Annotated in this window: 25 protein-coding genes and 1 riboswitch; of the genes, 17 read left to right on the forward strand and 8 right to left on the reverse strand. The window is 60.9% G+C overall.

Annotation, left to right across the window (positions count from 1 at the left end; genetic code table 11):
* Window positions 1-53: 53 nt before the first annotated feature.
* Window positions 54-1,373, reverse strand: coding sequence for a sorbosone dehydrogenase family protein (locus M2401_RS02645; RefSeq protein WP_259099293.1), 1,320 nt, complete (start codon window positions 1,371-1,373; stop codon window positions 54-56).
* Between the two features lie 105 nt (window positions 1,374-1,478).
* A riboswitch (cobalamin riboswitch) is annotated at window positions 1,479-1,821 on the forward strand.
* 88 nt (window positions 1,822-1,909) lie between these two features.
* Between M2401_RS02645 and cobO the strand changes: the two genes are divergently transcribed.
* Genes cobO through M2401_RS02700 form a run of 11 tightly spaced genes read left to right on the forward strand, consistent with a single transcriptional unit; the run spans window position 1,910 to window position 11,303 of the window.
* Window positions 1,910-2,521 (forward strand): cob(I)yrinic acid a,c-diamide adenosyltransferase, encoded by a 612-nt coding sequence (cobO, locus tag M2401_RS02650; protein WP_259099294.1) that lies wholly within the window; start codon window positions 1,910-1,912, stop codon window positions 2,519-2,521.
* 10 nt (window positions 2,522-2,531) lie between these two features.
* On the forward strand, window positions 2,532-3,821 hold the full coding sequence (locus tag M2401_RS02655) for a cobyrinate a,c-diamide synthase (protein WP_259099295.1): 1,290 nt from the start codon (window positions 2,532-2,534) through the stop codon (window positions 3,819-3,821).
* Window positions 3,818-4,468: a 5,6-dimethylbenzimidazole synthase gene (gene bluB, locus M2401_RS02660; RefSeq protein WP_259099297.1), complete on the forward strand. Its 651-nt coding sequence runs from the start codon at window positions 3,818-3,820 to the stop codon at window positions 4,466-4,468. Before M2401_RS02655 ends, bluB begins: the two co-directional genes overlap by 4 nt.
* Window positions 4,465-5,373 (forward strand): adenosylcobinamide-phosphate synthase CbiB, encoded by a 909-nt coding sequence (gene cbiB, locus M2401_RS02665; protein ID WP_259099298.1) that lies wholly within the window; start codon window positions 4,465-4,467, stop codon window positions 5,371-5,373. The genes bluB and cbiB overlap by 4 nt, the downstream gene beginning before the upstream one ends.
* The gene (gene cobD / locus M2401_RS02670; protein WP_259099300.1) at window positions 5,366-6,370 is read left to right on the forward strand and encodes a threonine-phosphate decarboxylase CobD; all 1,005 of its coding nucleotides are present in this window, start codon (window positions 5,366-5,368) and stop codon (window positions 6,368-6,370) included. The genes cbiB and cobD overlap by 8 nt, the downstream gene beginning before the upstream one ends.
* A complete protein-coding gene (locus M2401_RS02675; RefSeq protein ID WP_259099303.1) occupies window positions 6,367-7,827 on the forward strand; it encodes a cobyric acid synthase in 1,461 nt (486 codons plus the stop codon). Before cobD ends, M2401_RS02675 begins: the two co-directional genes overlap by 4 nt.
* Window positions 7,827-8,351 (forward strand): bifunctional adenosylcobinamide kinase/adenosylcobinamide-phosphate guanylyltransferase, encoded by a 525-nt coding sequence (gene cobU, locus M2401_RS02680; RefSeq protein ID WP_259099305.1) that lies wholly within the window; start codon window positions 7,827-7,829, stop codon window positions 8,349-8,351. Before M2401_RS02675 ends, cobU begins: the two co-directional genes overlap by 1 nt.
* Window positions 8,348-9,403 carry a nicotinate-nucleotide--dimethylbenzimidazole phosphoribosyltransferase gene (cobT, locus tag M2401_RS02685; protein ID WP_259099308.1) on the forward strand — a complete coding sequence of 352 codons (1,056 nt, stop codon included), beginning with the start codon at window positions 8,348-8,350 and terminating at the stop codon, window positions 9,401-9,403. Before cobU ends, cobT begins: the two co-directional genes overlap by 4 nt.
* Complete coding sequence (gene cobC / locus M2401_RS02690) at window positions 9,400-9,972, forward strand: alpha-ribazole phosphatase family protein (protein WP_259099312.1); 573 nt, start codon at window positions 9,400-9,402, stop codon at window positions 9,970-9,972. Before cobT ends, cobC begins: the two co-directional genes overlap by 4 nt.
* Window positions 9,973-9,974: 2 nt before the next feature.
* Window positions 9,975-10,706 (forward strand): adenosylcobinamide-GDP ribazoletransferase, encoded by a 732-nt coding sequence (locus M2401_RS02695; protein WP_259099888.1) that lies wholly within the window; start codon window positions 9,975-9,977, stop codon window positions 10,704-10,706.
* A gap of 45 nt (window positions 10,707-10,751) precedes the next feature.
* Entirely contained in the window at window positions 10,752-11,303 is a 552-nt protein-coding gene (locus M2401_RS02700; protein WP_259099313.1) for a glutathione peroxidase, read from the forward strand.
* 89 nt (window positions 11,304-11,392) lie between these two features.
* On the opposite strand, the gene M2401_RS02705 is transcribed toward M2401_RS02700, so the two are convergent.
* From M2401_RS02705 to M2401_RS02720, 4 genes are all read right to left on the reverse strand, one after another.
* Window positions 11,393-12,667, reverse strand: a complete 1,275-nt coding sequence (locus M2401_RS02705) for an OmpP1/FadL family transporter (RefSeq protein ID WP_259099315.1) — start codon at window positions 12,665-12,667, stop codon at window positions 11,393-11,395.
* Between the two features lie 149 nt (window positions 12,668-12,816).
* Window positions 12,817-13,296 (reverse strand): hypothetical protein, encoded by a 480-nt coding sequence (locus M2401_RS02710; RefSeq protein ID WP_259099317.1) that lies wholly within the window; start codon window positions 13,294-13,296, stop codon window positions 12,817-12,819.
* A 279-nt stretch (window positions 13,297-13,575) separates the two neighbouring features.
* Window positions 13,576-13,800 (reverse strand): hypothetical protein, encoded by a 225-nt coding sequence (locus tag M2401_RS02715; RefSeq protein ID WP_259099319.1) that lies wholly within the window; start codon window positions 13,798-13,800, stop codon window positions 13,576-13,578.
* 471 nt (window positions 13,801-14,271) lie between these two features.
* The gene (locus M2401_RS02720) at window positions 14,272-14,571 is read right to left on the reverse strand and encodes a hypothetical protein (RefSeq protein ID WP_259099320.1); all 300 of its coding nucleotides are present in this window, start codon (window positions 14,569-14,571) and stop codon (window positions 14,272-14,274) included.
* 539 nt (window positions 14,572-15,110) lie between these two features.
* Here M2401_RS02720 and rmuC point away from each other — a divergent pair.
* The 3 genes from rmuC (at window position 15,111) to M2401_RS02735 (ending at window position 18,679) form a co-directional block, all read left to right on the forward strand.
* Window positions 15,111-16,583, forward strand: a complete 1,473-nt coding sequence (gene rmuC / locus M2401_RS02725) for a DNA recombination protein RmuC (protein ID WP_409033864.1) — start codon at window positions 15,111-15,113, stop codon at window positions 16,581-16,583.
* Window positions 16,584-16,898: 315 nt separating this feature from the next.
* The gene (locus tag M2401_RS02730) at window positions 16,899-18,350 is read left to right on the forward strand and encodes an NCS1 family nucleobase:cation symporter-1 (RefSeq protein WP_259099322.1); all 1,452 of its coding nucleotides are present in this window, start codon (window positions 16,899-16,901) and stop codon (window positions 18,348-18,350) included.
* A 206-nt stretch (window positions 18,351-18,556) separates the two neighbouring features.
* Complete coding sequence (locus M2401_RS02735; protein ID WP_259099324.1) at window positions 18,557-18,679, forward strand: PA1414 family protein; 123 nt, start codon at window positions 18,557-18,559, stop codon at window positions 18,677-18,679.
* Between the two features lie 3 nt (window positions 18,680-18,682).
* Here M2401_RS02735 and M2401_RS02740 read toward each other — a convergent pair whose 3' ends face one another.
* Together M2401_RS02740 and speB are read right to left on the reverse strand one after the other, a co-directional pair.
* Window positions 18,683-19,030 carry a hypothetical protein gene (locus tag M2401_RS02740; RefSeq protein WP_259099326.1) on the reverse strand — a complete coding sequence of 116 codons (348 nt, stop codon included), beginning with the start codon at window positions 19,028-19,030 and terminating at the stop codon, window positions 18,683-18,685.
* 334 nt (window positions 19,031-19,364) lie between these two features.
* Window positions 19,365-20,315 carry an agmatinase gene (speB, locus tag M2401_RS02745; protein WP_259099329.1) on the reverse strand — a complete coding sequence of 317 codons (951 nt, stop codon included), beginning with the start codon at window positions 20,313-20,315 and terminating at the stop codon, window positions 19,365-19,367.
* Between the two features lie 183 nt (window positions 20,316-20,498).
* Here speB and M2401_RS02750 point away from each other — a divergent pair, with 183 nt between their 5' ends.
* Both M2401_RS02750 and M2401_RS02755 read left to right on the forward strand, forming a co-directional pair.
* Window positions 20,499-21,392, forward strand: a complete 894-nt coding sequence (locus tag M2401_RS02750) for a LysR family transcriptional regulator (RefSeq protein ID WP_259099330.1) — start codon at window positions 20,499-20,501, stop codon at window positions 21,390-21,392.
* Between the two features lie 11 nt (window positions 21,393-21,403).
* Window positions 21,404-22,018 carry a tRNA-uridine aminocarboxypropyltransferase gene (locus tag M2401_RS02755; RefSeq protein ID WP_259099333.1) on the forward strand — a complete coding sequence of 205 codons (615 nt, stop codon included), beginning with the start codon at window positions 21,404-21,406 and terminating at the stop codon, window positions 22,016-22,018.
* Between the two features lie 110 nt (window positions 22,019-22,128).
* Here M2401_RS02755 and M2401_RS02760 read toward each other — a convergent pair whose 3' ends face one another.
* A complete protein-coding gene (locus tag M2401_RS02760) occupies window positions 22,129-23,523 on the reverse strand; it encodes a class II fumarate hydratase (RefSeq protein ID WP_259099334.1) in 1,395 nt (464 codons plus the stop codon).
* 173 nt (window positions 23,524-23,696) lie between these two features.
* Between M2401_RS02760 and M2401_RS02765 the strand changes: the two genes are divergently transcribed.
* Entirely contained in the window at window positions 23,697-24,221 is a 525-nt protein-coding gene (locus M2401_RS02765; protein ID WP_259099336.1) for a DUF2059 domain-containing protein, read from the forward strand.
* Window positions 24,222-24,230 lie beyond the last annotated feature (9 nt).

A 24,230-nucleotide genomic window follows, 5' to 3' on the forward strand; every position in this document is an offset into this window, starting at 1 on the left:
GGCAAGCTACAAGCGGATTGTGTGTAGGCTGCTTGTAGCTTGCAGCTTGACGCTCACTTACTGGCAGTAACCCGCCAGATCACATTCCCCACATCATCCGCCACCAACACCCCGCCCTTATTGTCGTTGACTATGCCCACCGGGCGGCCTTGTGCTTTCTCGTCCTGATTGAGGAAGCCCGTCAGCAGGTCAACCGGCGCACCACTGGGCTTGCCGTCGGTAAAGGGCACGAAGATCACCTTATAGCCACTGTGGGGCTTGCGGTTCCATGAGCCGTGCTGGCTGACCAGCAGACCCTGAGTGAAGGGCGCGGGCAGGGATTTTCCGTCGGTGAAGACCATGCCCAACGACGCCGTGTGGGGGCCGACGGCGTAATCCGGGGCGATGGCCTTGGCGACCAGGGCGGGATTCTGTGGATCGACTCGCGCGTCCACATGCTGGCCGTAGTAGCTGAAGGGCCAGCCATAGAAAGCACCGTCCTGCACTGAGGTCACGTAGTCCGGCACCAGGTCGCTGCCGATCTCGTCCCGCTCGTTGACCGAGGTCCACAGCTTGCCGGTAGTCGGTTCCCAGTCCATGCCGTTAGGGTTGCGCAGACCGGAAGCGAAGATGCGGTGGGCGCCGGTGGCGGCATCCACTTCCCAGATAGCTGCGCGGCCTTCTTCGGCGGCCAGGCCGTTCTCGCCGACATTACTGTTGGAGCCCACGGTGACGTACAGCCTGCTGCCGTCCTTGCTGGCAATGACGTTTTTTGTCCAGTGATGATTGATGGTCCCGGCGGGCAGGTCGACCACTTTGACCGGGGCGGCGCTGATTGATGTCTGGCCTTCCTGGTAGGGGAAGCGGATCAGACGATCAGTATCGGCGACGTACAGGTCATTGCCGATCAGCGTCATGCCAAAGGGTGAATTGAGGTGGTCGAGAAACACCTTGCGGGTTTCCGCCACGCCATCGTGATCGGCGTCGCGCAGCAGGGTGATGCGGTTGGCACTGGGCACGCCAGCTCCGGCCTTGCCCATGACCTTCTTCATCACCCAGCCGCGAATGCCCTTGCTGTCGTCAGGCTTGGGCGGTGCGTTGGTTTCGGCCACCAGTACATCGCCATTGGGTAGCACATACAGCCAGCGCGGATGGTCCAGGCCCTGGGCGAAGGCCGCTACCTGGGTGCCTGGGGCTGCAGCAGGCTTGCTGCCATTCGGCCAGCCCACGGCGGGGGCGATGTTTACGGTGGGGATCAGGGTCTTGTTCGGTTCCGGCAGTTTCGGCGAGGCGCCGGTACCATCGCTGACCTGCAAGGTCGACGACTCGCCGCAGGCCGCAAGACCGCCCGCCAGCAGGAGCAGGGCGGCATACCGGGGTCTGATTTTGAACATGATCGATCTCCGTGACGGGCAGTATCCAATGAAGAGTAGAGGGACTGGTTCCGTGAGGGTTCAACCCGTCTTGCATTCATTGACGCTGTTACCCCAACCCTCTACCCTTCGCGACTTGTTTCAGGTGCTCAGCAATTGAGTGAAACAGGGAAGCCGGTCAGATCCCGGCGCTGCCCCCGCAACGGTAAATGAGTCAAGACGCTATGGAGTGCCACTGTGCGATAGGGTCTGTACGAAAAGTCGGCGAGCGAAGGTCAGGCAAGGCAAAAACAGGCGAGGAAGCGGAGTTTAGTCCGCTAAATGAGCATTCCGAGCCTGTTTTTAACGCAGCATGACCGAGCGCAGCCACTTTACGTGCAGAGCCTGGCATGGGAAGGCGTAGCGTCGGGATGTTCCACTGATATCCCGCTCATGAGCCCGGAGACCGGCCTGATTCAATCAATGGCATCGCGGCGGGCGATGTCCTGCATCGGTGCCGTGCCGCCGATCGCTGCGCCTGCCGTGTGCTTTCACGTGTCCTCGAGCGGAGAGCCGAGATGAACGAATCCCCTGAACGTGACGAACGCCACCTGGCGCGCATGCAGCGCAAAAAGGCGGTGATGGACGAGCGTATTGCCAGCTCACCCAATGAATGCGGGCTGTTGTTGGTGCTGACCGGCAATGGCAAGGGCAAGAGCAGCTCGGCTTTCGGCATGCTCGCCCGGGCCATGGGCCACGATATGCAGTGCGGCGTGGTGCAGTTCATCAAGGGCCGCAACAGCACAGGCGAGGAGCTGTTCTACCGACGCTTCCCCGAGCAGGTGCGTTTCCACGTCATGGGCGAGGGCTTCACCTGGGAAACCCAGGATCGCCAGCGCGACATCGCCGCCGCCGAAGCCGCCTGGGCCGTGTCCCGGGAAATGCTCAGTGACCCGGCCATTGGCCTGGTCGTGCTGGATGAACTGAATATCGCCCTCAAGCACGGCTATCTGGACCTGGAGCAAGTGCTCAGCGACTTGCAGGCCCGTCCGCCGATGCAGCACGTTATCGTGACCGGCCGCGGCGCCAAACAGGAATTGATCGACCTGTCCGATACCGTGTCCGAGATTGCCGTGGTCAAGCACGCCTTCCAGGCAGGCATCCGTGCGCAAAAAGGCATCGAACTGTGAGTGCAGCGTTATGAACCGGCAATGCCCGGCCGTGCTGATTGCCGCACCGGCCTCCGGCCAGGGCAAGACCACAGTGACCGCAGCGTTGGCACGACTGCATCGCAATCAGGGGCGTAAGGTCCGTGTATTCAAGTGCGGTCCGGACTTTCTCGACCCGATGATTCTCGAGCGCGCCAGCGGTGCGCCGGTCTATCAGCTCGATCTGTGGATGGTCGGCGCCGAGGAAAGCCGCCGCCTGCTCTGGGAAGCGGCGGGCGAAGCCGACCTGATTTTGATCGAAGGGGTGATGGGCCTGTTCGATGGCACGCCGTCCAGCGCCGACCTGGCCCGGCACTTCGGTGTTCCGGTGCTGGGGGTAATCGACGGCACCGCCATGGCCCAGACCTTTGGCGCCCTGGCCCTGGGGTTGGCGCGTTATCAGCCGGACCTGCCATTTGCCGGCGTCCTGGCCAACCGCGTGGGCACGGTGCGCCACGCGCAATTGCTCGAAGGCAGCCTGACCGAAGGCCTGCGCTGGTATGGCGCCTTGTCCCGGGAAACCGGTATCGAGCTGCCCAGTCGCCACCTTGGGCTGGTGCAGGCCAGCGAATTGAATGATCTGGATGCGCGCCTCGATGCCGCCGCCGAAGCGCTGGCCAGTACCTGCGAAGTGGCATTGCCGCCTGCCGTGACCTTTGCTGCGCCGCAACGCAGCGCAGTGGAGTCGTGGCTGATGGGCGTACGGATTGCCGTGGCCCATGACGAAGCCTTTGCCTTCCTCTATGGCGCCAATCTGGACCTGCTGCGGGCCATGGGCGCCGAGTTGCTGTTCTTCTCGCCGATTCGTGATCAACAATTGCCCGAGGCCGACAGCCTGTATCTGCCTGGCGGTTATCCGGAACTGCATCATCTGACCCTGGGGGCTAACGCGCCGATGCTGGAGGCGATTCGCGCCCATCATGCTGCGGGCAAGCCGATGCTCGCTGAGTGCGGCGGGATGCTTTATCTGCTCAATGCCCTGACCGATGTCGAGGGCCAGCGCGTTGAACTGGTCGGATTGCTGAGCGGAGAGGCTGTGATGCAGAGGCGTCTGGCCGCCCTGGCCTTGCAGGCGGTGGAGCTGCCGGAAGGCTTGCTGCGTGGGCACACCTATCACCACTCCCTGACCAGTACCGAGTTACAGCCGATTGCCCGTGGCGTCAGCCCCAACGGCGGACGCGGTGCCGAGGCTGTCTATCGTCTGGGGCGCCTTACCGCGTCCTACGTGCACTTTTACTTTCCCTCACATCCTCAGGCGGTTGCGGCGCTTTTCCGACCATGAGTGATCAGGCGTTCAGCACCGAAGAACGAGCAGCGGTGTACCGCGCCATTGCCGAGCGGCGGGATATGCGTCACTTCAGTGGTGGCACTGTGGCACCTGAGTTGCTTGGTCGTTTACTGCAGGCGGCGCATCAGGCCCCCAGTGTCGGCCTGATGCAGCCTTGGCGCTTTATCCGTATCAGTGATCCCGAACTGCGTCGGCAGATGCAGGTTCAGGTCGAGGAGGAGCGAATTCGCACCGCCGAGGCTCTGGGCGAACGGGCTGATGACTTCATGAAGCTCAAGGTCGAGGGCATCAACGATTGCGCCGAGGTTCTGGTCGCCGCGCTGATGGACGGCCGCGAGCGCTATATCTTCGGTCGGCGGACCCTGCCGGAGATGGACATGGCGTCATTGTCCTGCGCGATCCAGAATCTCTGGCTCGCCGCCCGTGCCGAAGGTCTGGGCATGGGTTGGGTATCGCTGTTCGATCCCGAGGCGCTGGCGACGTTGCTGAATATGCCCGCCGGGGCCAAACCGTTGGCGATTCTGTGCCTGGGGCCAGTGACCGAGTTTTACCCGGCGCCGATGCTGGTGCTCGAAGGCTGGGCGCAGGAGCGTCCGCTGAGCGAGCTGTTATTTGAGAATCAATGGGGAGTGAGTCAATGAGTGTGGCGCTGCTGAGCATCGCCGGGGTGGCGCTGGATGCGCTGCTCGGCGAGCCGAAACGGTCGCACCCGCTGGTGGCGTTCGGCCGTTTCGCCGAGCGTATTGAAAAGCGCTTCAATGCTGCCGGGCGCGGCTGGCGCAGCCATGGTGTGACCGCCTGGTTTATCGCTGTGGTGCCGATCACCCTGGTGGCCACGGCCCTGAGCTGGCTGCCCTATATCGGCTGGCTGGTCGAGGTGCTGGCACTGTACTGCGCCCTCGGCCTGCGCAGCCTTGGCGAGCACGTCGAGCCGGTGGCTCAGGCTCTGCGCGCCAATGAACTGGATAAGGCGCGCCAGCGGGTCGGATATCTGGTCAGCCGCCAGACCGACGAACTGGACGCCACCGAAGTGGCCCGGGCGGCCACTGAGTCGGTACTGGAAAACGGCAGCGATGCGGTATTTGCTGCGATATTCTGGTTTGTCGTGGCCGGTGCGCCGGGCGTCGTGCTGTATCGCCTGAGCAATACCCTGGATGCCATGTGGGGTTATCGCAATGCGCGGTTCGAACGTTTTGGTTGGGCTGCGGCAAAAATCGACGACGTCCTCAACTATATTCCGGCGCGTCTGGTGGCTTTGACCTACGCGCTGCTGGGCAAGACTCGCCTGGCAATGCACTGCTGGAAGACCCAGGCACCGCTGTGGGACAGCCCCAATGCCGGGCCGGTGATGGCGGCGGGCGCGGGCGCGCTTGGCGTCGAATTGGGCGGTGCGGCGATTTATCACGGCGAACTGCATCAGCGACCGCAACTGGGCCGAGGCCTGGCGGCCAGCCCTGACTCCATCGAGCGAGGCTGGCAGTTGGTGCAGCGCGGTGTCTGGCTGTGGTTGTTGATCTTATGCCTGGGAACGGAATTCTATGCTTGAGCACGGCGGGCGTCTGAGGGCTGCGGCGCAACACTACGGTATCGCTGAGGCCGAGTGGCTGGATTTGTCCACGGGCCTGGCGCCCTGGCCGTTCGAAGTCCCGCCGATTGCGCTGCGAGCCTGGGCGCGCCTGCCGGAGAATGATGACGGGCTGGAAGCCGCCGCTGCCGACTATTACGGCACTTCGCATTTACTGCCGGTGCCGGGCACCCAGGCGGCGATCCAGGCCCTGCCGCGTCTGCGTCGGGCGGGCAGGGTCGGTGTGTTGTCGCCTTGTTATGCCGAGCACGCCGAGGCGTGGCGCAATGGCGGCTTCCTGGTGCGTGAGCTGATGGAGGAAGAGGTCGATTACTTCATCGAGCATCTGGATGTGTTGGTGGTGGTCAACCCGAACAACCCTACTGGCCTGAAACTGGCCCCGCAGCTGTTGCTCGAATGGCACTCGCGCCTGGCCGAGCGCGGCGGCTGGCTGGTGGTGGACGAGGCCTTTATGGACGTGACCCCCGAATCGAGCCTGGTGGCCGAGGCTGATCGCAGCGGTTTGATCGTGCTGCGCTCCTTCGGCAAGTTCTTCGGTCTGGCCGGCGTACGGCTGGGATTTGTCATGGCTCAAGCGTCGTTACTTAAACAACTGGAAGTCCAGATCGGGCCTTGGGCGGTCAGCGGCCCGACCCGGGAGCTTGGGCGGGTCTGCCTGCAAGACCGCGCCGCCCAGTTGCATCAACGTCAGCGTTGCGAACAGGCGGGTACCCGGCTGTTCGAGCTGCTGAGCCAGCATGGCCTGCCGCCCCAGGGTGGCTGCGCCTTGTTTCAATGGGTGCGCACGCCCCGGGCCAAGGCTCTACATGAGTTTTGCGCCCGTCGCGGGATTCTGCTGCGACTGTTTTCCACGGGGGACAGCCATACCGACAGCCTGCGTTTTGGCCTGCCCGCCGATGAGCGCGACTGGCAGCGTATCGCCAGCGCCCTGACTGAATTCAACGGACACTCTTCATGACCACTCTGATGGTGCAAGGCACCACTTCCGACGCTGGCAAAAGCACGCTGGTGACTGCCCTGTGCCGCTGGCTGACTCGCCAGGGCGTTGCCGTGGTGCCGTTCAAACCGCAGAACATGGCGTTGAACAGCGCGGTGACGGCAGACGGTGGCGAGATCGGCCGGGCCCAGGCGGTACAGGCCCAGGCCTGTGGCTTGCAGCCTCATACCGATATGAATCCGGTGCTGCTCAAGCCCAACAGCGATACCGGCGCCCAAGTGATCATCCATGGCCGGGCGGTAACCACCATGAATGCGGTGGCCTATCACGGCTATAAAACCATCGCCATGGAAGCGGTGCTGCAATCCCATGCCCGCCTCAGTGCGCACTATCCAGTGATCATGGTTGAAGGCGCGGGGTCGCCTGCCGAGATCAATCTGCGCGCCAACGATATCGCCAATATGGGCTTCGCCGAAGCGGTGGATTGCCCGGTGATTTTGGTCGCCGATATCAATCGTGGCGGCGTCTTTGCTCATCTGGTCGGCACCCTGGAGCTGCTTGAGCCCAACGAGCAGGCCCGGGTCAAAGGCTTTGTGATCAACCGTTTCCGCGGCGATATCGCCCTGCTGCAATCGGGGCTGGACTGGCTCGAAGCGCGCACCGGCAAACCGGTGCTCGGCGTGCTGCCTTATGTCATGGACCTGCATCTGGAGGCCGAAGATGGTCTCGATCAGCGCCAGACCGACAAGGTCGAGCAGGTGCTCAATGTGCTGGTGCCGGTCCTGCCGCGCATCAGCAATCACACCGACTTTGATCCCCTGCGCCTGCACCCACAGGTCAATCTGCAATTCGTCGGCCCCGGCCAGACGATTCCGCCGGCCGACCTGATCATCCTGCCCGGCTCCAAGAGCGTGCGCAGCGACCTGGCTTACCTGCGCGCCAATGGCTGGGACGCGGCGATTACCCGGCACCTGCGCTACGGCGGCAAGGTCCTGGGGATTTGCGGCGGCCTGCAAATGCTCGGCGAGCAAGTCCATGATCCGCTGGGCCTTGAAGGCGCGGCGGGTTCGAGCGCCGGGCTGGGCCTGCTTGATTTGAGCACGCTGCTGGAACAGGAGAAGCAACTGCGTAATGTGAGCGGGCATCTGCAGCTGGAAAATGCACAGGTCAGCGGCTACGAGATCCATGCTGGCGTGACCAGCGGCAGTGCCCTGGAGCGTCCGGCGGTCTATCTCGACGATGGCCGTTGCGATGGAGCCCAGAGCGTCGACGGGCAAATTCTCGGCACCTATCTGCATGGCCTGTTCGAGAGTCCTGCGTCCTGCACGGCATTGCTGCGCTGGGCCGGTCTGCAGAATGTACAGGCGGTGGATTATCACGCCCTGCGCGAGCGTGATATCGAGCGTCTGGCGGATTTGGTGGAAAACCATCTCGATGGTCCGCTGCTGCGCCAGCTGTGCGGCCTGGAGCAAGACTGATGCTGCAACTGATCCTTGGCGGTGCGCGCTCGGGCAAGAGTCGTCTGGCCGAACGACTGGCCACTGAATCGGGTCTGGAGGTGACCTATATCGCCACCAGTCAGCCCATCGATGGCGAGCTGAACGAACGGGTGGCCTTGCATCGTCAGCGCCGCCCCGAACACTGGGGTCTGATCGAAGAGCCGCTGCAACTGGCCCGAATTCTTCGCGACAACGCCAGGGGCGGGCGGTGCCTGTTGGTGGACTGCCTGACCCTGTGGCTGACCAATCTGCTGATGCTTGAGGACGAGCCCCAGCGTCTGGCTCTTGAGCGTGATGCCCTGCTTGCCTGCCTGGCCGACCTGCCGGGTGAAATCATTTTTGTCAGCAACGAGACCGGGATGGGCATCGTGCCCCTCGGCGAATTGACCCGCCGTTACGTCGACGAGGCTGGCTGGTTGCACCAGGTCCTGGCCGAGCGTTGCGAGCGTGTCGTTCTAAGCGTTGCCGGCCTGCCTCTGACTTTGAAAGGAACCGCGCTATGAATGACTCCTGGTGGCTCAAACCTGCTCAGGCGCTGAATGTACCGATGCGCGAAGCCGCATTGGCCCGTCAGCAGCAATTGACCAAACCAACCGGCTCCCTCGGCCAGCTCGAGCGAGTGGCGGTGCAATTGGCTGGTCTGCAAGGTCGGGAAAAGCCTGCTGTGGATAAGTGCTGGATCGCGATTTTCGCCGGTGACCACGGTGTCGTCGCTGAAGGCGTGTCGGCCTATCCCCAGGAAGTGACCGGGCAGATGCTGCACAACTTCATCATGGGCGGCGCGGCCATCAGCGTATTGGCCAAACAGTTGTCGGCGCAGTTGGACGTGGTCGATCTCGGCACGGTCTCGCCGCTGAATCTGCCGGGTGTTCGCCACCTGAACATTGGCGCCGGTACGGCCAACTTTGCCCAGGGTCCGGCGATGACTGTCGAGCAAGGGCTGCTGGCCCTGGCGGGGGGGCGTGACAGCGTGCTGCGGGCCAAGGCCGCTGGCAGCGAGCTGTTTATCGGCGGTGAGATGGGTATCGGCAATACTGCGTCGGCCAGTGCTGTCGCCTGTTCCTTGCTGGAATGCGCAGCGCCTTTGCTGGTCGGGCCGGGCACCGGGCTGAACGCCGAAGGGATTCGCCACAAGACGGCGGTCATCGAACGTGCTCTGGCGCTGCATGCCGAACAGGCTGCGGGCGATCCGCTGCAAAGCCTGCTGTGCATGGGCGGTTTCGAAATCGCCGCGCTGGTCGGCGCCTATCTGGCCTGTGCCCAGGAAGGCATTGCAGCCCTGGTGGACGGCTTTATCTGCAGCGTCGCGGCATTGTTGGCGGTGCGTCTGAATCCGTCCTGTCGCGAGTGGCTGTTGTTCGGCCATCGCGGTGCCGAGCCGGGCCATCGTCATCTGCTGGAAACCCTGCAGGCCGAGCCGCTGATCGATCTGGGTCTGCGTCTGGGCGAGGGCAGCGGTGCGGCGTTGGCGGTCCCACTGGTGCAGATGGCCTGCGCCCTGCACAACAATATGGCCACTTTCGCTGAAGCCGCAGTGGCGGATCGACCGGCATGACCTTGCGCCTGGACCTGTTGCGTCATGGCGAGACCGAGCTGGGCGGCGGCATGCGCGGCAGCCTCGACGACGCCCTTACTGCCACCGGTTGGGCGCAGATGCAGGCGGCGGTGGCAGGAGCCGGGCCGTGGGACCGCATCGTCAGCTCGCCGTTGCAACGCTGCGCGCGTTTTGCCGAGCAACTGGCTGCACAGCTGGGTCTGCCGCTACAACTGGAGGCTGACGTGCAGGAGTTGCATTTCGGCGCCTGGGAGGGGCAGAGCGCCGCACAACTGATGGAAACCGATGCCGAGGGGCTGGGGCTGTTCTGGGCCGATCCCTATGGGTTCACGCCGCCCAATGGTGAGCCGGTGACAGGCTTCGCTGCGCGGGTGCTGGGTGCTGTCGAGCGCCTGCATCAAGCCTGTGAGGGCGAGCGCGTGCTGCTGGTCTGCCATGGCGGCGTGATGCGCCTGTTGCTGGCCCAGGCCCGTGGCCTGCCTCGTGAGCAGCTGTTGCAGGTCAGCGTCGGCCATGGCGCATTGTTGCCGCTGCGGGTCGACAGCGGCTGCGTCCTGACCGAGGGCTGATGATGTTGCCGTTCTGGATTGCCTTGCAGTTTCTCAGCAGCCTGCCGATTCGCCTGCCGGGCATGCCGTCGCCGCAGGCACTGGGTCGTTCGTTGTTGTTCTACCCGGCTGTGGGCCTGCTGTTTGGCGTCCTGTTGCTGGTGTTGAACGGCGTGCTGAGCCACACCCCGGCGTTTCTGCATGCTGCTTTGCTGCTGAGCGCGTGGGTGTTGCTCAGTGGTGGCCTGCATCTGGATGGCCTGGCCGACAGCGCCGATGCCTGGCTCGGGGGCTTCGGCGACCGTGAGCGTACCCTGAGCATCATGAAGGACCCACGCAGCGGGCCGATTGCCGTGGTCACCCTGATTCTGGTGCTGCTGCTCAAGTTCGCTGCGATTCTTGCCCTGATCGACGGCGGCCACAGCATCGCTCTGTTGCTTGCCCCGGTTATCGCTCGCGGCGCCATGCTTGGGTTGTTCCTGGGCACCCCTTACGTGCGCAAGGGCGGGCTGGGGCAGGCCCTGGCCGATCACCTGCCGCGCTCTCCGGGCCGACAGGTGCTGCTCGTGGGCGCGATCGGCTGTGTGCTGATCGCGGGCCTGACCGGGCTGTTCGCCCTGTTGCTCGCCACGGCAGGTTTCTTCTGGCTGCGTCAGCTGATGCTGCGGCGTCTGGGCGGTACCACCGGCGATACCGCAGGTGCCTTGCTGGAGCTGCTGGAAGTATTGATCCTGTCAGGACTGGCGTTGCTCTGAGGGCCAGCGTAGCGTGTCGGTCATAAGTGAGCCTTGGAGGCCGTCATGATGATTCGCTGGATTTCCCTGCCTGTTCTTTTGCTTGCCCTGAGTGGCACCGCCCTGGCCGCTGATTGCCCGGACTTGCTCCAGGGCGAATTGCCCAAATTGCGCGCGAAAGAAAATATCGACCTGTGCAAGCGTTTCGCCGGCAAGCCCATGCTCATCGTCAATACCGCCAGCTTCTGCGGCTTCGCCCCGCAGTTCAAAGGTCTGGAAGCCTTGAACAAGCAATACAAGGGACGTGGTCTGGAGGTGCTGGGTGTGCCTTCCGATGACTTCAAGCAGGAGTCCAAGGACGGCGAAGAGACCGCCAAGGTCTGCTATGTGAACTACGGCGTGACCTTCACCATGACCGAGCCGCAGCCGGTGCGGGGCGCAGATGCTACCCATCTATTCAAGGTGCTGGCCGAGCAGAGCAGCGCGCCGAAATGGAATTTCTACAAGTACGTGGTCGATCGCCAGGGCAAGGTGATTGCCAGTTTCTCCAGCGTGACCAAGCCGGATGATCCGGAGCTGCTTGAGGCGTTGGACAAGGCGATTGCTTCGAAGCCTTAGGCTCGGAGTGAGTTCGCTGCAAGCGCGCATCCGGACATGAAAAAGCCCCGAAGAACGGGGCTTTTTCTTGTCCGGAAAACGGCTGGCTATCAGAAGCGATAGGTAACCGAAGTACCGAAACCGTGAGCGCTGTTTTTGAAGTCAGCACTGTACGAGCCTTTGGTCGCGCTGGAATCGCGGATCTTGGCTTCGTCTTCGCGCAGGTACGAATACGCTACGTCGATGGTCAGATCGTCGGTCGGGCTCCAGCCTGCGCCGAAACTGATGGCCTTGCGGTCACCGGTCGGGATGCGTGGAGAACGGTTGACGTTGTTGGTCGGCGCCTGATCGACCGAGAGGCCGGTGCGCAGGACCCACTGCTTGTTCAACTGGTAGGACGCACCGATGGCGTGGGCCCAGGTGTCATGCCAGTTCTGATCTTCTTTGATGGTGCCGATCGGACCGGCAGAGCCGCCGAGTTGTACCGGAACACCGCTGTTGTTGACGGTGATGTCTTTCAGGCGGCTCCAGCGAGTCCAGGTGCTACCGGCGTAGACGGTCCACTTGTCATCGATCTTCTGGGTGACGGACATGTCCACCGACTCAGGCGTATCCAGATCCAGGTTGGCATCGTACTTCTGGCCGTTGAACGGGCCGAAGCCTACGCCTTCGATCTTGGTCTTGCCGTCGAGTTTGAAGTCGATCTTGGAGTGGTAGGTCAGACCCAGGCGAGTGGTGTCGGTGGCCTGAACCAGGATACCGGCGTTGAAGCCTACAGCGGTGTCGTCACCGGTGATCTTGACCTTGCCATCGTTGCGACCCGGCGTTGCCGCAGTCAGCGTTTCCGAAGTCAGAGTGCCTTCAATACGGTTGAAGGTCGGGCCGAAACCGATGGAAACCTTGTCGTTGAAGGCGTAGCTGACAGTCGGCTGGAAGGTCATGACCTCAACGTGGCTCTTGTCGGCAAAGTAACGACCGGCAAAGCCGTTTTCGTAGTTGGTCACCAGGCCGAACGGGGCATAGAAACCGACGCCGAATGCCCAGTGCTCATCGACAGGCTTGACGTAGTAACCCATGGGAACGGCGACGAGCGGAACCATATCGCCATCGTTGCTGCCACCGAAAGTGCCGCGACCGTTATGGATATCGGTCTTGGCGTCGATGACGGCAGCGCCAACGCTGACTTCCTGACGTTTCAAACGGGACATGCCGGCAGGGTTGCCGTAGACAGTGGTGGCATCGTCAGCGCTGGAGGAGCGGCCCGCGAAACCGGTGCCCATGCCGCTGATGCTCTGTTCGTTGATGGCAAAACCGGCGGAGAAGGCTTGGGAGCAGGCTACGGACACGGCGATGCTGAGTGTGGTCTTGAGTATTGCTTTTTTCATTATTAGAACTCCTTGTTGATCACCGCGCGGAAATTACCAACATTTTTCCGGTTGCGCCAGAGCATGAATAGCCCGAGTTAGAGCGGTTTTGTAGGACAATTTGCCCAAAACGTCGCCAACTCCAGCAAACGTGCAAATTGACTGAACAGTCAGGCCGCAAGGAGTAATGGAGCAACACAAATTTGCCAGGCCGCAGTGAAGTCGCGCAGGCGTCCCTGGGGTTGAAAAACCTGGCGCCACAGGCGAGCCATGCCAAGCAGATCGTCTTCGCACGGCAAGATGGCACCCTGGGCTTCGATCATCATCCAGGCGATAGCGGTGGAGTAGCGCAGGTTGACGGTCAGTTCCAGGTGGGGGCCGTCGAGGAAGGCGTGCTGGCTGGCCAGACCGCGGACCCGGCTGGCCAGGTCAGGATCCAACGCCAGGTAGTTATCCCAGAGTTGCTGATGGCGGCGCTCAGGGATGCTGTACAGACCGTGGCCTCGACGGCTGTCCAGTGCCGCACCAAGGGCGGACTGGCTGGCGGCAACACCCAGCAGGAAAGACTCGGCAGAAGGTGTGTGATGGCCCAGATACTCAAGCGTAGGGCGGATCACGTAACGGCACAGTTCGCTGGCAGCAATTCCCATAATACAGCCTGCTCGAAAAGGTAATGGTCGACGGACCCCAACGCATTGGCAGCGGATGGATCGGACAGAGTCCGTCGGAAGCAGCCTGGGCTGCTTGAGTTGAAGTGTAGTGTCATATTTCGAGTGTAAAGGGCTGTTTTTAAAATATTTCTCGAGATGTAGGACGTGGCATATAGCGACCAGTGATTAGGTCTGATTTTTCTGTAGGAAAAATGCGAGCAATAAAAAGCCCCGCTGATTTTGTCAGCAGGGCTCGGGCCTGGCCTGAATCCGCGTATGTCAGGCGGTCAGGGCCTGGCGCGTACGCTCGATCACGGCCTGCAGCGGCTCGGCGCTGGAGTATTGATCGGGGTACAGGCGCTCGCTATGACGGGCAATGCCGTGCTCATTAACGAGGGTAAAGCTGAAGCAGCCTTTGCGAGCGGCCATGATCAGGCAGTTCATCGGGGCGAAGGCGTGGGTGAGGGTGCGAATGGCGGCCTCGGTGTGGATATGAGTAGTCATGGTCAAGGTGTTTCCTAAAACGACACGGAACAATACCGTGCAACAATAAACGTCCCAGTAAACGCGGGCCTGTGCCTGGATAACCGAGGCATGGCGGGGCGAAGAACCTGACTGGAACAAAAGCAGCCAGTTGAAGCGCGCGTTATCGTATGGCGCCTGGTCTGACTGGTAGGTACTTAGGAGGGCAGGCATCACTGCGGGAGCGAAGGTTCGACGCTCGGGGTGAAGTTCCTGATCAATTGCAGGCTGGTTCTATCAGGCCATGCTTGGTTTGCCGCAGTCTTCCGGTTAGTGAGGAAGCCACTGGGCAGTGTGCATGTCTGGAAACCATCGAGGTGGTCGATCCCTTTTTGCCCACGGCTATCGTGCTGTGGATGGGACTTTTCGACCAGAATTGACTTTCAGCTTGGTACTAACGGCGGCGATGTTAATGGATCCTGCGGTGAAAGGGAAGGGGTATTTCAAAAGAAGTCAAGAGAGGCTCCGATAAATCAATACGGTCATTGCTGCCGCCAGCGACCACCCCAGCAGGTAGGCGGGTACGGTCATGCGCCAGGAACGTCGTTGCTCGATCAGGCGCATGACGTCGCCCACGCGGTTGATTCGGCCTTCGCCGAGATCGACGCTGATCATGAGCGCCATGATCGTCGCCGACAGAAGGATGGTTGCGGCGAAAATCGCGCCGTCGGGGCTGGGCAGTTTCAGGCTGATGGCCATCGCGACGATACAGACAACTACTAACAGCAGGGCAAAGGCCAGGATGTCTCTCATGGACGCGGTGATCCGCCAATGGACTGGTCGGGCAGTTTGGCTGCCTGGGGGCTGCTTGACCAGATGTTCATGCAAGGTTCAATCGCCGCGGTTCAGGATCGAGGGCGATCGATTTATTTCACTACGAGCCCGAATGCCGCAGTCTGATTGCGATTGAGTCGCGTCAAGGGCAGTTTTTGTCGGGGCATTTGCGGCTCTTATAGCCACTGGGAATTGACTTGTGCACATTAGCCGGACAAGCTGCCATGTCACTGTCATATACAGCCCTAAGAGCTTGATTTATGGTGGTGAATTATTAAGTCAATGAAAAACATCGCTTTTTTTTGTTGGTGAAAAAATCGTCAGTTTGAACGCAGGCCCCATTCTACGCGTGTTTGCGCGGGTTAAAGGGGGGTTGTCCACTGAGTTATCCACAGCTTCTGTGGATTGTCCCGCGCGCTTGCTCTAGCCCGCGCCTGTCAGTCTGTTACTTATCCCGTCTTCTGGTTATTTTGCGCCGCATAATGCCGCGAGCATGAATTCGATCATCTGGAGTTTCTATGGCACTGGATCTGACCAGTCTCTTGTTGGGGCTGGCCGCCGCAGCCCTGCCTTTATTGTTCCTTGCCTGGCAACTGCAGCGTCGTCTGGCTCAGCGCCAGGCCGAATCGGCGCTGCTTGACGAGCGCTTGAGCACGGCGCGCATGGCTCAGGACGGTCTCAACGCCCAACTCGATGCCAGTCGCGATGAAATCAGCGACTTGAGTCAGGCCAACAGTGCCAGGCTCGCGGAGCTGGCCGCGTTGCGCCGAGAAGTGGAGTTGCAGCGTCAGGCCCACGATGATTCCCGGGATGCCCTGGACAGCCTGAATGCCGAGCGGATCGATAAGGACGCCGAGCTGAGGCGTCTGGACGCCCGCTGCGCGTCCCTGGCTGCCGAGCTGCGTGAGCAGCAGGAAAGCCATCAGCAGCGTCTGACCGACCTGCAGGGCTCGCGCGACGAACTGCGCGCCCAGTTCGCCGAGCTGGCGGGCAAGATATTCGACGAGCGTGAGCAGCGGTTTGCTGAAACCAGCCAGCAACAACTGGGGCAATTGCTCAACCCGCTCAAGGAACGGATCCAGTCGTTCGAAAAGCGTGTCGAGGAGAGTTATCAGCAGGAAGCCCGTGAGCGCTTCTCACTGGGCAAGGAGCTGGAGCGCCTGCAACAGCTGAACCAGCGCCTCAGCGACGAGGCCACCAACCTGACCCGTGCCCTTAAAGGCCAGAAAACCCAGGGTAACTGGGGAGAGTTGATTCTCGAGCGGGTGCTGGAGCACGCCGGGCTCGAAAAGGGCCGTGAGTACCAGACCCAGGTCAGCCTGCAAGGGCCCGATGGCGAGCGCTTTCAGCCCGACGTGCTGATCATGCTGCCGGGGGACAAGCAGGTGGTGATCGACGCTAAGGTCAGTCTGACGGCGTATCAACAATACGTTTCGACCGACGATACAGTGCTGGCACAGGCCGCTTTGAAGCAGCACGTATTGTCGTTGCGCAATCATGTCAAAGGTCTGTCCGGCAAGGATTACAAACGCCTGGAAGGCCTGCACAGTCTGGATTTCGTCTTGCTCTTCGTGCCGATCGAAGCAGCGTTCTCGGCGGCCCTGCAAGCTGAGCCGACACTGTTTCAAGAGGCTTTCGACCGTAGCATCGTGATTGTCAGCCCGACCACATTGCTCGCGACTCTGCGAGTGATCGACAGCCTGTGGAAACAGGAGCGCCAGAGCCAGAACGCCAGGGAAATCGCCGAGCGTGCCGGCTGGCTCTACGACAAGTTCGTGTTGTTCATTCAGGACCTCGATGAAGTGGGTAACCGCCTCCAGCAACTGGATAAGGCCTACGCGGCAGCACGCAACAAGCTGACGGACGGGCGCGGAAATCTGGTCAGCCGCAGTGAGCAGCTCAAGCTACTGGGTGCCCGTGCCAGTAAAAGCCTGCCTACCGAGTTGCTTGAGCGAGCTATGACTGATGACGATGGTAATCAACCGTTGTGATGGATTCTGGACGTTTCTTAATGAGTTTTTGTATACAGTTTTTAGTCAGCTTTTCATTCAAACAAAAAATGCACCTTTTATAGGCAATACTGCACTAGCAACGAGCATTTACAGTGATAAATCGTAGTTTCAAAGCGCCATTACCCTAAGTAAACCCCTCGCAAGAACGCGGTTTGGCGGTCGCTTCACTCCTTGAAAAAGCAGAATGGCACGCATTCTGCGTATCAATTCGTATACAACCAGTAGCGACTCCCGTACGCAGTCTGTTTTACAGCCAGTTACGGGACGTTGCTCATCCTCTCAGGGAGAAATGCGATGACCGAGCCAATGCCCAAGGGCTACAGCCCCCGCCTATATAACGAAGACCTGGGGCCCGTGCCGCAGACGTGGAGTTGGTACAACATTTTCGCCTTCTGGATGAGCGATGTGCATAGCGTGGGCGGTTACGTCTTCGCCGCCAGCCTGTTCGCCCTGGGGCTGGCCAGTTGGCAGGTGCTGATCGCCTTGCTGGCCGGGATCTGCATCGTGCAACTGGTGGCAACCCTGGTGGCCCGTCCAAGCCAGAAGGCCGCAGTGCCATACCCGGTGATCTGCCGCTTGGCCTTTGGTGTGTTCGGGGCCAACGTCCCCGCAGTCATTCGCGGCCTGATCGCGGTGGCCTGGTACGGCGTACAGACCTATCTGGCCTCCAGTGCCCTGATCATCGTGGTACTGCGTTTTCTCCCACAGATGGCGGTGTACAACGAGCCTCACTTTGCCGGCCTTTCTTACCTGGGCTGGTTCGGTTTCCTGGGGCTGTGGGTCGTGCAGGCGCTGGTGTTCTGGACCGGCATGAACTCGATCAAGCGTTTCATTGATTGGGCAGGTCCGGTGGTTTATGCGGTGATGTTTCTGCTGGCGGGCTGGATCGTCTGGAAGGCGGGTTGGAGCAATATCAGCTTTACCCTGTCGGAAAAATCCTTGACGGGTTGGCAGGCAGTTTCCCAGATCATCATGGCGACGGCGCTGGTCGTGTCGTACTTCTCGGGTCCTACTCTGAACTTCGGCGACTTCAGTCGCTATGCCCGGACCATGGCTGACGTCAAACGCGGCAACTTCTGGGGGCTGCCGGTAAACTTTCTGGCATTTTCCCTGGTGACCGTGGTTATCGTCTCCGGCACCTTGCCAATCTTCGGTGAAATGCTGCATGACCCGATTGCTACCGTGGCCCGTATCGATAACGATGTAGCGGTGCTGCTCGGGGCTTTTGCCTTCGTGACCGCGACCATCGGTATCAATATTGTCGCCAACTTTGTCTCGCCGGCCTTTGACTTCGCCAACGTCGCACCCAGCAAGATCAGCTGGCGTGCCGGTGGCATGATTGCCGCCGTGGCCTCTATCTTCATTACCCCGTGGAACCTGTTTAATAACCCGGAAGTGATCCACTACACCCTGGATATCCTCGCGGCCTTCATCGGGCCGCTGTTCGGCATCTTGCTGGTGGACTATTACCTGATCAAAAAGCAGCAGATCGATGTCGATGCGCTGTTCAACGACGGCCCGAGCGGGCGCTATTGGTACACCAATGGCGTCAACTGGACGGCGGTTAGGGCGCTGGTACTGGCGGCCATTATCGGTGTGGCGATCACCTTTACCCCGGCGTTGCAACCGGTGGCCAACTTCTCCTGGTTTACCGGCTGTCTGCTGGGTGGGCTGTTCTTCTTCGTCATGGCGCGTCGCAGCCAGGCCCATGAAGGCAGTGCCTTGGCCCCGGCAATCAGTAACTGATTCGCATTGCCCTGCGGTCTGTCCGCGGGGCAAGAAAGATTGCCGTTGGTCGCACGATCACGCACTGGCGTTCTACAAGCTGTCACATTAAGGCATGAAATATTTTCCCGCGACGTCCGGTAGCAGGCGTAAAGTGCGGGATAGCACTATGATGTCCAGGGCAGGATTTCGAAGTTGATGTCCGTGTATTTCCCCAAGGGGGCCTTATGAACGACAAATTGCAAGAATGGCTGCATGATCTGGGTGTTGCCCTGGGCTTGATCGAACGACCCAAGCTGCAACCGATCCCCGTGCGAACCGAAGACGACCGACGTCGCCAACGCCGCTGACACTTACCCTTTCTTCCTTGCGCGCCGCTTTGCTCGTCTGGCGGTGCGCGCACGTCCTTCATGCCTCTGCGTATGAGCGGATCCTTCCGGCTGCTCTTCCCGCCGCATCAGCACGATCAAGTCGACCAGCGTGGGTAATGTCACATGGTCTGGCGCATCGCCTGCGCGTTTCCGTATCGCATCTGGGAAGACAAAGCCGAACTCGCTGCCCAGCCTGAGCAACAGCTTTTCTACATCTTCATCGTCCAGGGCCAGGTCCTTGAAGGTTGAGTCTTCGTGGATGGCGGTTTTGTCGACCAGAATGATGCCCAATGTATCGAACACCCTCTGTTTGATTTCCTCGCGGTTCATGCAAACCCCGGTCGCGGCTATTCGCAGGCTAGACCCTACTGCCTGAAAACGGAGGGAGAGACAGTCAAGATTAGTTCAAGCTTTTGGCTGGGGGGCGCGCAGGCGCTGGACGGAGGGAGTTGGGGGAGTATTTGTAGGAACCGAAATCCTGTGGGAGCGAATTCATTCGCGAAAACGGTATTTCAAACGCTACAGATGCATCGGATGCACTGGCCTCTTCGCGAATGAATTCGCTCCCACCAGATTTAATCCCGCCCTGCCGAGTATGTGCTGCGTGACAGCGCGGCGTCGGAGGTGGGGCGGGATTTTCAAGCTGTCAGGGTGTGGAATGCTTTCAGCGATGCGCAACACCCGGCAAGACACAGAGCATTTCGTACAGCAGGTTGGCCCCGAGCAGCGAGGTGTTGCCGGTGGTGTCGTAAGGCGGTGAGACCTCCACCAGGTCGCAACCGATCAGGTCCAGGCCCTGGCAGCCACGGATGATTTCGATAGCCTGAATGGTGGTCAGACCGCCAATTTCCGGGGTGCCGGTGCCCGGTGCCCAAGCCGGGTCGATACCGTCGATATCGAAGCTCAAATAGACCGGTCCGCCACCGACTTTCTCGCGTACCTGAGCCATCAGCGGTTCAAGGGATTTGTGCCAGCATTCTTCGGCCTGGACCACGCGGAAACCCTGCTTGCGGCTCCAGTTGAAGTCTTCAGCGGTATAGCCCTGGGCGCGCAGGCCGATCTGTACCACGCGGTCGCAATCGAGCAGGCCTTCTTCCACCGCGCGGCGGAAAGTGGTGCCGTGGGCGATCTTCTCGCCAAACATATGATCGTTGACGTCGGCGTGGGCATCGATATGCACCAGCCCCACCTTGCCGTGTTTCTTGTGGATGGCCCGCAGGATCGGCAGGGTGATGGTGTGGTCGCCGCCCAGGGTCATGGGAATGACGCCGTGTTCGAGGATCTCGTCGTAGGCTTCTTCGATGATGCGTACGGCGTCGAGCAGATTGAAGGTGTTGATCGCCACGTCACCGATATCCGCTACCGACAGCGAGTCGAAAGGGGCGGCACCGGTGGCCATATTGTAAGGGCGGATCATCACGGACTCGGCGCGGATTTCCCGCGGGCCGAAGCGGGTGCCGGCGCGCAGCGAGGTGCCGATGTCCAGGGGTACACCGACAAACGCGGCGTCCAGGCCTGCGGCGCTCTGCAGGTGGGGCAGACGCATCATGGTGGCGATACCGGCGAAGCGCGGCATTTCGTTGCCGCCCAGTGGTTGGTGAAAAATCTTTTCCACGGGATTGCCTCAGCATGGTTTGGATGGAGGCGATTCTGCGAAGCGGGGGGCGGGGAAGGAATCCCAAGGAGCAAATAATCAGTTTAGAAATTTCTGAACTGATGCCGCCCGACGCTGCTTCACATGGGTATTGTGGTTAGAATGGACGGCCCTTTCTTGATGCTCTCCTCCTGCAGGACCTCCATGGCCAGTGCTCTACCCGATCTGAAATTGCTGCGCATTTTTGTCAGCGTGGTCCGCCATCAGGGGTTCGCCAGCGCCCAGCAGGAACTCAACCTGTCGACTTCGGCCATCAGTACCTACATGAGCCAGCTCGAGGCAGCCCTGGGTATTGTCCTGTGTCATCGCGGCCGTGGTGGCTTCAGCCTGACCAGCAAAGGCGAGCTGTTTCATCAGGAAACCCTGCGCCTGTTAGGCGAGCTGGAGGGCTTCGAGCTCTATGCGGCGGCTCTGAAAGGCGAATTGCGCGGCACTCTCAACCTCGGCGTGCTCGATTCCACCGTCAGTGACCGGGCCTTGCCCTTCGCCGAGGTGATTGGTGCCTACAGCGAAGAGCATCCGGCGGTGCACTTGCACTTGTCGGTGATGAGTCCTTATGAGCTGCAACTGGGGGTGCTCGACAATCGTCTGGACCTGGCCATTGGTTCGTTTTCCACGCGCATGAATGGCCTGCTGTATCAGCCGCTGTATCGCGAACAGCACTGGTTGTATTGCAGTAATCGCCATCCGCTGTTCAATGAGCGGCGCATTCCCGAGCCATTGATTGCCCAGCAGCGCATGGTCGGCCGTGGCTACTGGAGCCAGGCCGAGCTAGCGCGCCATGGCTTCAAGCACAGCGCGGCGACGGTGGAAAGTATGGAGGCGCAGCTGATTCTGGTGCTGTCGGGGGCTTATATCGGTTATCTGCCGGAGCATTACGCTCAGGCCTGGGTCGATTCCGGCCATCTGCGCGTATTGCTGCCCGCTACCTTCGGTTATCAGGCGCCTTTTTCCATGATCGTGCGTCGGGGGCGCAGCCGGGAGCCGCTGATCCAGACGTTTCGCGACCTGCTCAAAGCGCAGCTCAATCCGGTCTGAGGAAGGTTTCGATGTCCCGTGCTCGCTGTGAACGTTGCCTGCGCCCGCAAAGCCACTGCCTGTGTGCGCTGATTCCCTCTCTGGACAGTCGCACTCGGGTATTGGTATTGCAGCACCCGAGTGAAGTCAATCACGCCCTCAATACTGCGCGCCTGGCGACCCTGGGCCTGCGTAACGCGCAGTTGCGAGTGGGGGAGGTGTTCGAGGATCTGCCGCAATTGCTCAATCAGCCGGGCTATCAGGCGCACCTGCTGTTTCCCGGTGAGCAGGCACAACCCTTGATCGCTGATGGCGCCGATAGCCTGCCAACCTTATTGGTGGTTCCGGATGGCACCTGGCGCAAGGCGCGCAAGTTGCTGCATTGCAATCCGCTGTTGGCAGCGCTGCCACGGGTCACGCTGGGAGAGGTTGGGGTGTCGCGTTATCGCCTGCGCAAGGCACCGGATGCCGAGGCGCTGTCGACGCTGGAAGCCATCGTTCATGCCTTGCAGACGCTGGAGGCTCCGGCGTCATTTGCCGCGTTGCTGCGGCCTTTCGAGGCGTTGATCGAGGGTCAGATTGCGGCTATGGGTGAGGACACCTATAGCCGTAATCATGCGCGGATGAAGCAATCTTCAACTGACTGAGCCTGGTCCGTTGGAGCAAGGCTTGCCCGCGAAAGCCTCGACGCGGTATGCCGGAGACACCGCATTGCCTGATTCGCGGGCAAGCCCGGCTCCAACGGGTTGTGTAGGGATCAGCCGTTACTGCCCGCTTCCAGCATATTCTCCGGACGCACCCACTCTTCAAACTGCGCATCGGTCAGGAAGCCCAGTTGCAAGGCTGCTTCACGCAGGGTCAGACCCTCGCTGTAGGCTTTCTTGGCGATCTGCGCCGACTTGTCATAGCCGATATGCGGATTGAGGGCGGTCACCAGCATCAGGCCGCGCTCGAGGTGCTCGGCCATTTTCTCGGCGTCCGGCTCCATGCCCGCGACACAATGTTCGTTGAAGTTGCTGCAGCCATCGCCCAGCAAGCGGATCGATTGCAACAGGTTATGGATGATCACCGGCTTGTACACGTTCAGTTGCAGGTGACCCTGGCTGGCGGCGAAACCGATGGTGACGTCGTTGCCCATGACCTGCAGGGCGAGCATCGACAGGGCCTCGCACTGAGTCGGGTTGACCTTGCCGGGCATGATCGAGCTGCCAGGTTCGTTGGCCGGCAGCTTGACCTCGGCCAGACCGGCGCGGGGGCCCGAGCCCAGCAGGCGCAGGTCGTTGGCGATCTTCATCAGGGTTGTAGCGAGGGTTTTCAGGGCGCCGGACAGGGCGGCAATCGGCTCGTGGCCGGCCAGGGCGGCGAATTTGTTCGGTGCGGTGACGAACGGCAGCCCCGACAGCGCAGCCAGTTCAGCGGCGATGGCTTCGGCGAAGCCCTTCGGTGAGTTCAGCCCGGTGCCGACGGCGGTGCCGCCCTGGGCCAGTTCATAAATGGCCGGCAGGGTGGCGCGGATGGCTTTGTCGGCGTATTCGAGCTGGGCAACGAAGCCCGAGAGTTCCTGACCAAAGGTGATCGGCGTGGCATCCATCATGTGGGTGCGGCCGGTCTTGACCAGTTTCATGTGGCGCGCCGATTGCTCGGCCAGGCCGCTGGACAGCTCGGCAATAGCGGGCAGCAGGTGGCTGGTCACGGCCTGGGCGGCAGCGATATGCATGGCCGTAGGGAAGCAGTCGTTGGAGCTCTGGGAACGGTTGACGTGGTCGTTCGGGTGCACCGGCGACTTGCCGCCGCGGCCCTGGCCAGCCAGCTCGTTGGCGCGACCGGCGATCACTTCGTTGACGTTCATGTTGCTCTGGGTGCCGCTGCCGGTCTGCCAGACCACCAGGGGGAACTGTGCGTCGAGCTGGCCGCTGAGCACTTCATCGGCAGCCTGTTCGACCAGGCGGGCGATATCGCCAGGCAGATCGCCGTTGCGGTTATTGACCCGCGCGGCGGCCTTCTTGACCAGTGCCAGGGCGTGTAGCACCGGCACCGGCATGTGTTCCTGACCAATGGCGAAGTTGATTAACGAGCGTTGGGTCTGGGCCCCCCAATAGGCGTCCTCGGGGACATCGATCGGACCAATGCTGTCTGTTTCAATACGGCTCACTGGATTCACTCCTGAAAAGTTGAACGTGCAGTTTAGGCGTTCTTGAGCGGTTTGGGTTCAATTTTGAGAATGATTTGCATCACCAATAAGGCCGGGGGCTTGAGCGCTTTGGGTTCATGGGCGCAGAATGGTCGGCCTTGGGGTAATGCCTCGCCTGCTATAAAGGAAACTCGATGACCCGTCTTCGTGCTATTTGTGCTGCGGTGGTTCTGGCTTGTGCCAGCGGCCAGGTTCTTGCCGATGCTGCCAGCCAAAATGCCAATGCAGAAACATTCCTCAAGTTGGTGCACGCCGACAAACTGGCCACCCCGGCCTACATGCAAGTACAGCAGATGTTCAACCAGCGTTTCGCCGAGGCCAACGGTACCGACGCGAAAAAGGCCGTGCTGGAAACCTATCAGGCCAAGGCCAGTGCCGCTCTGGACCAAGCCATCGGCTGGGACAAGCTCAAGCCTGACATGGTCAAACTCTACGCCTCTGCGTTCAGCGAAAGCGAGCTGAAAGATCTGGTGGCGTTCTACCAGTCGCCGCTGGGCCAGAAAGTCCTGGCGACTTCGCCGGTGCTGGGTCAGAAATCCATCCAGATGACCCAGGAAAAACTCCAGGTCGCCGGTCCCGTGGTCGACAAGCTGCTGGACGATATGACCGCCCAGCTCAAGCCTGCTGCCGCGCCTGCCAAGGCAACCAAGAAGCCCTGATTGAGCGAA

Source organism: Pseudomonas sp. JUb42, from assembly GCF_024807945.1.
Lineage (GTDB): Bacteria > Pseudomonadota > Gammaproteobacteria > Pseudomonadales > Pseudomonadaceae > Aquipseudomonas.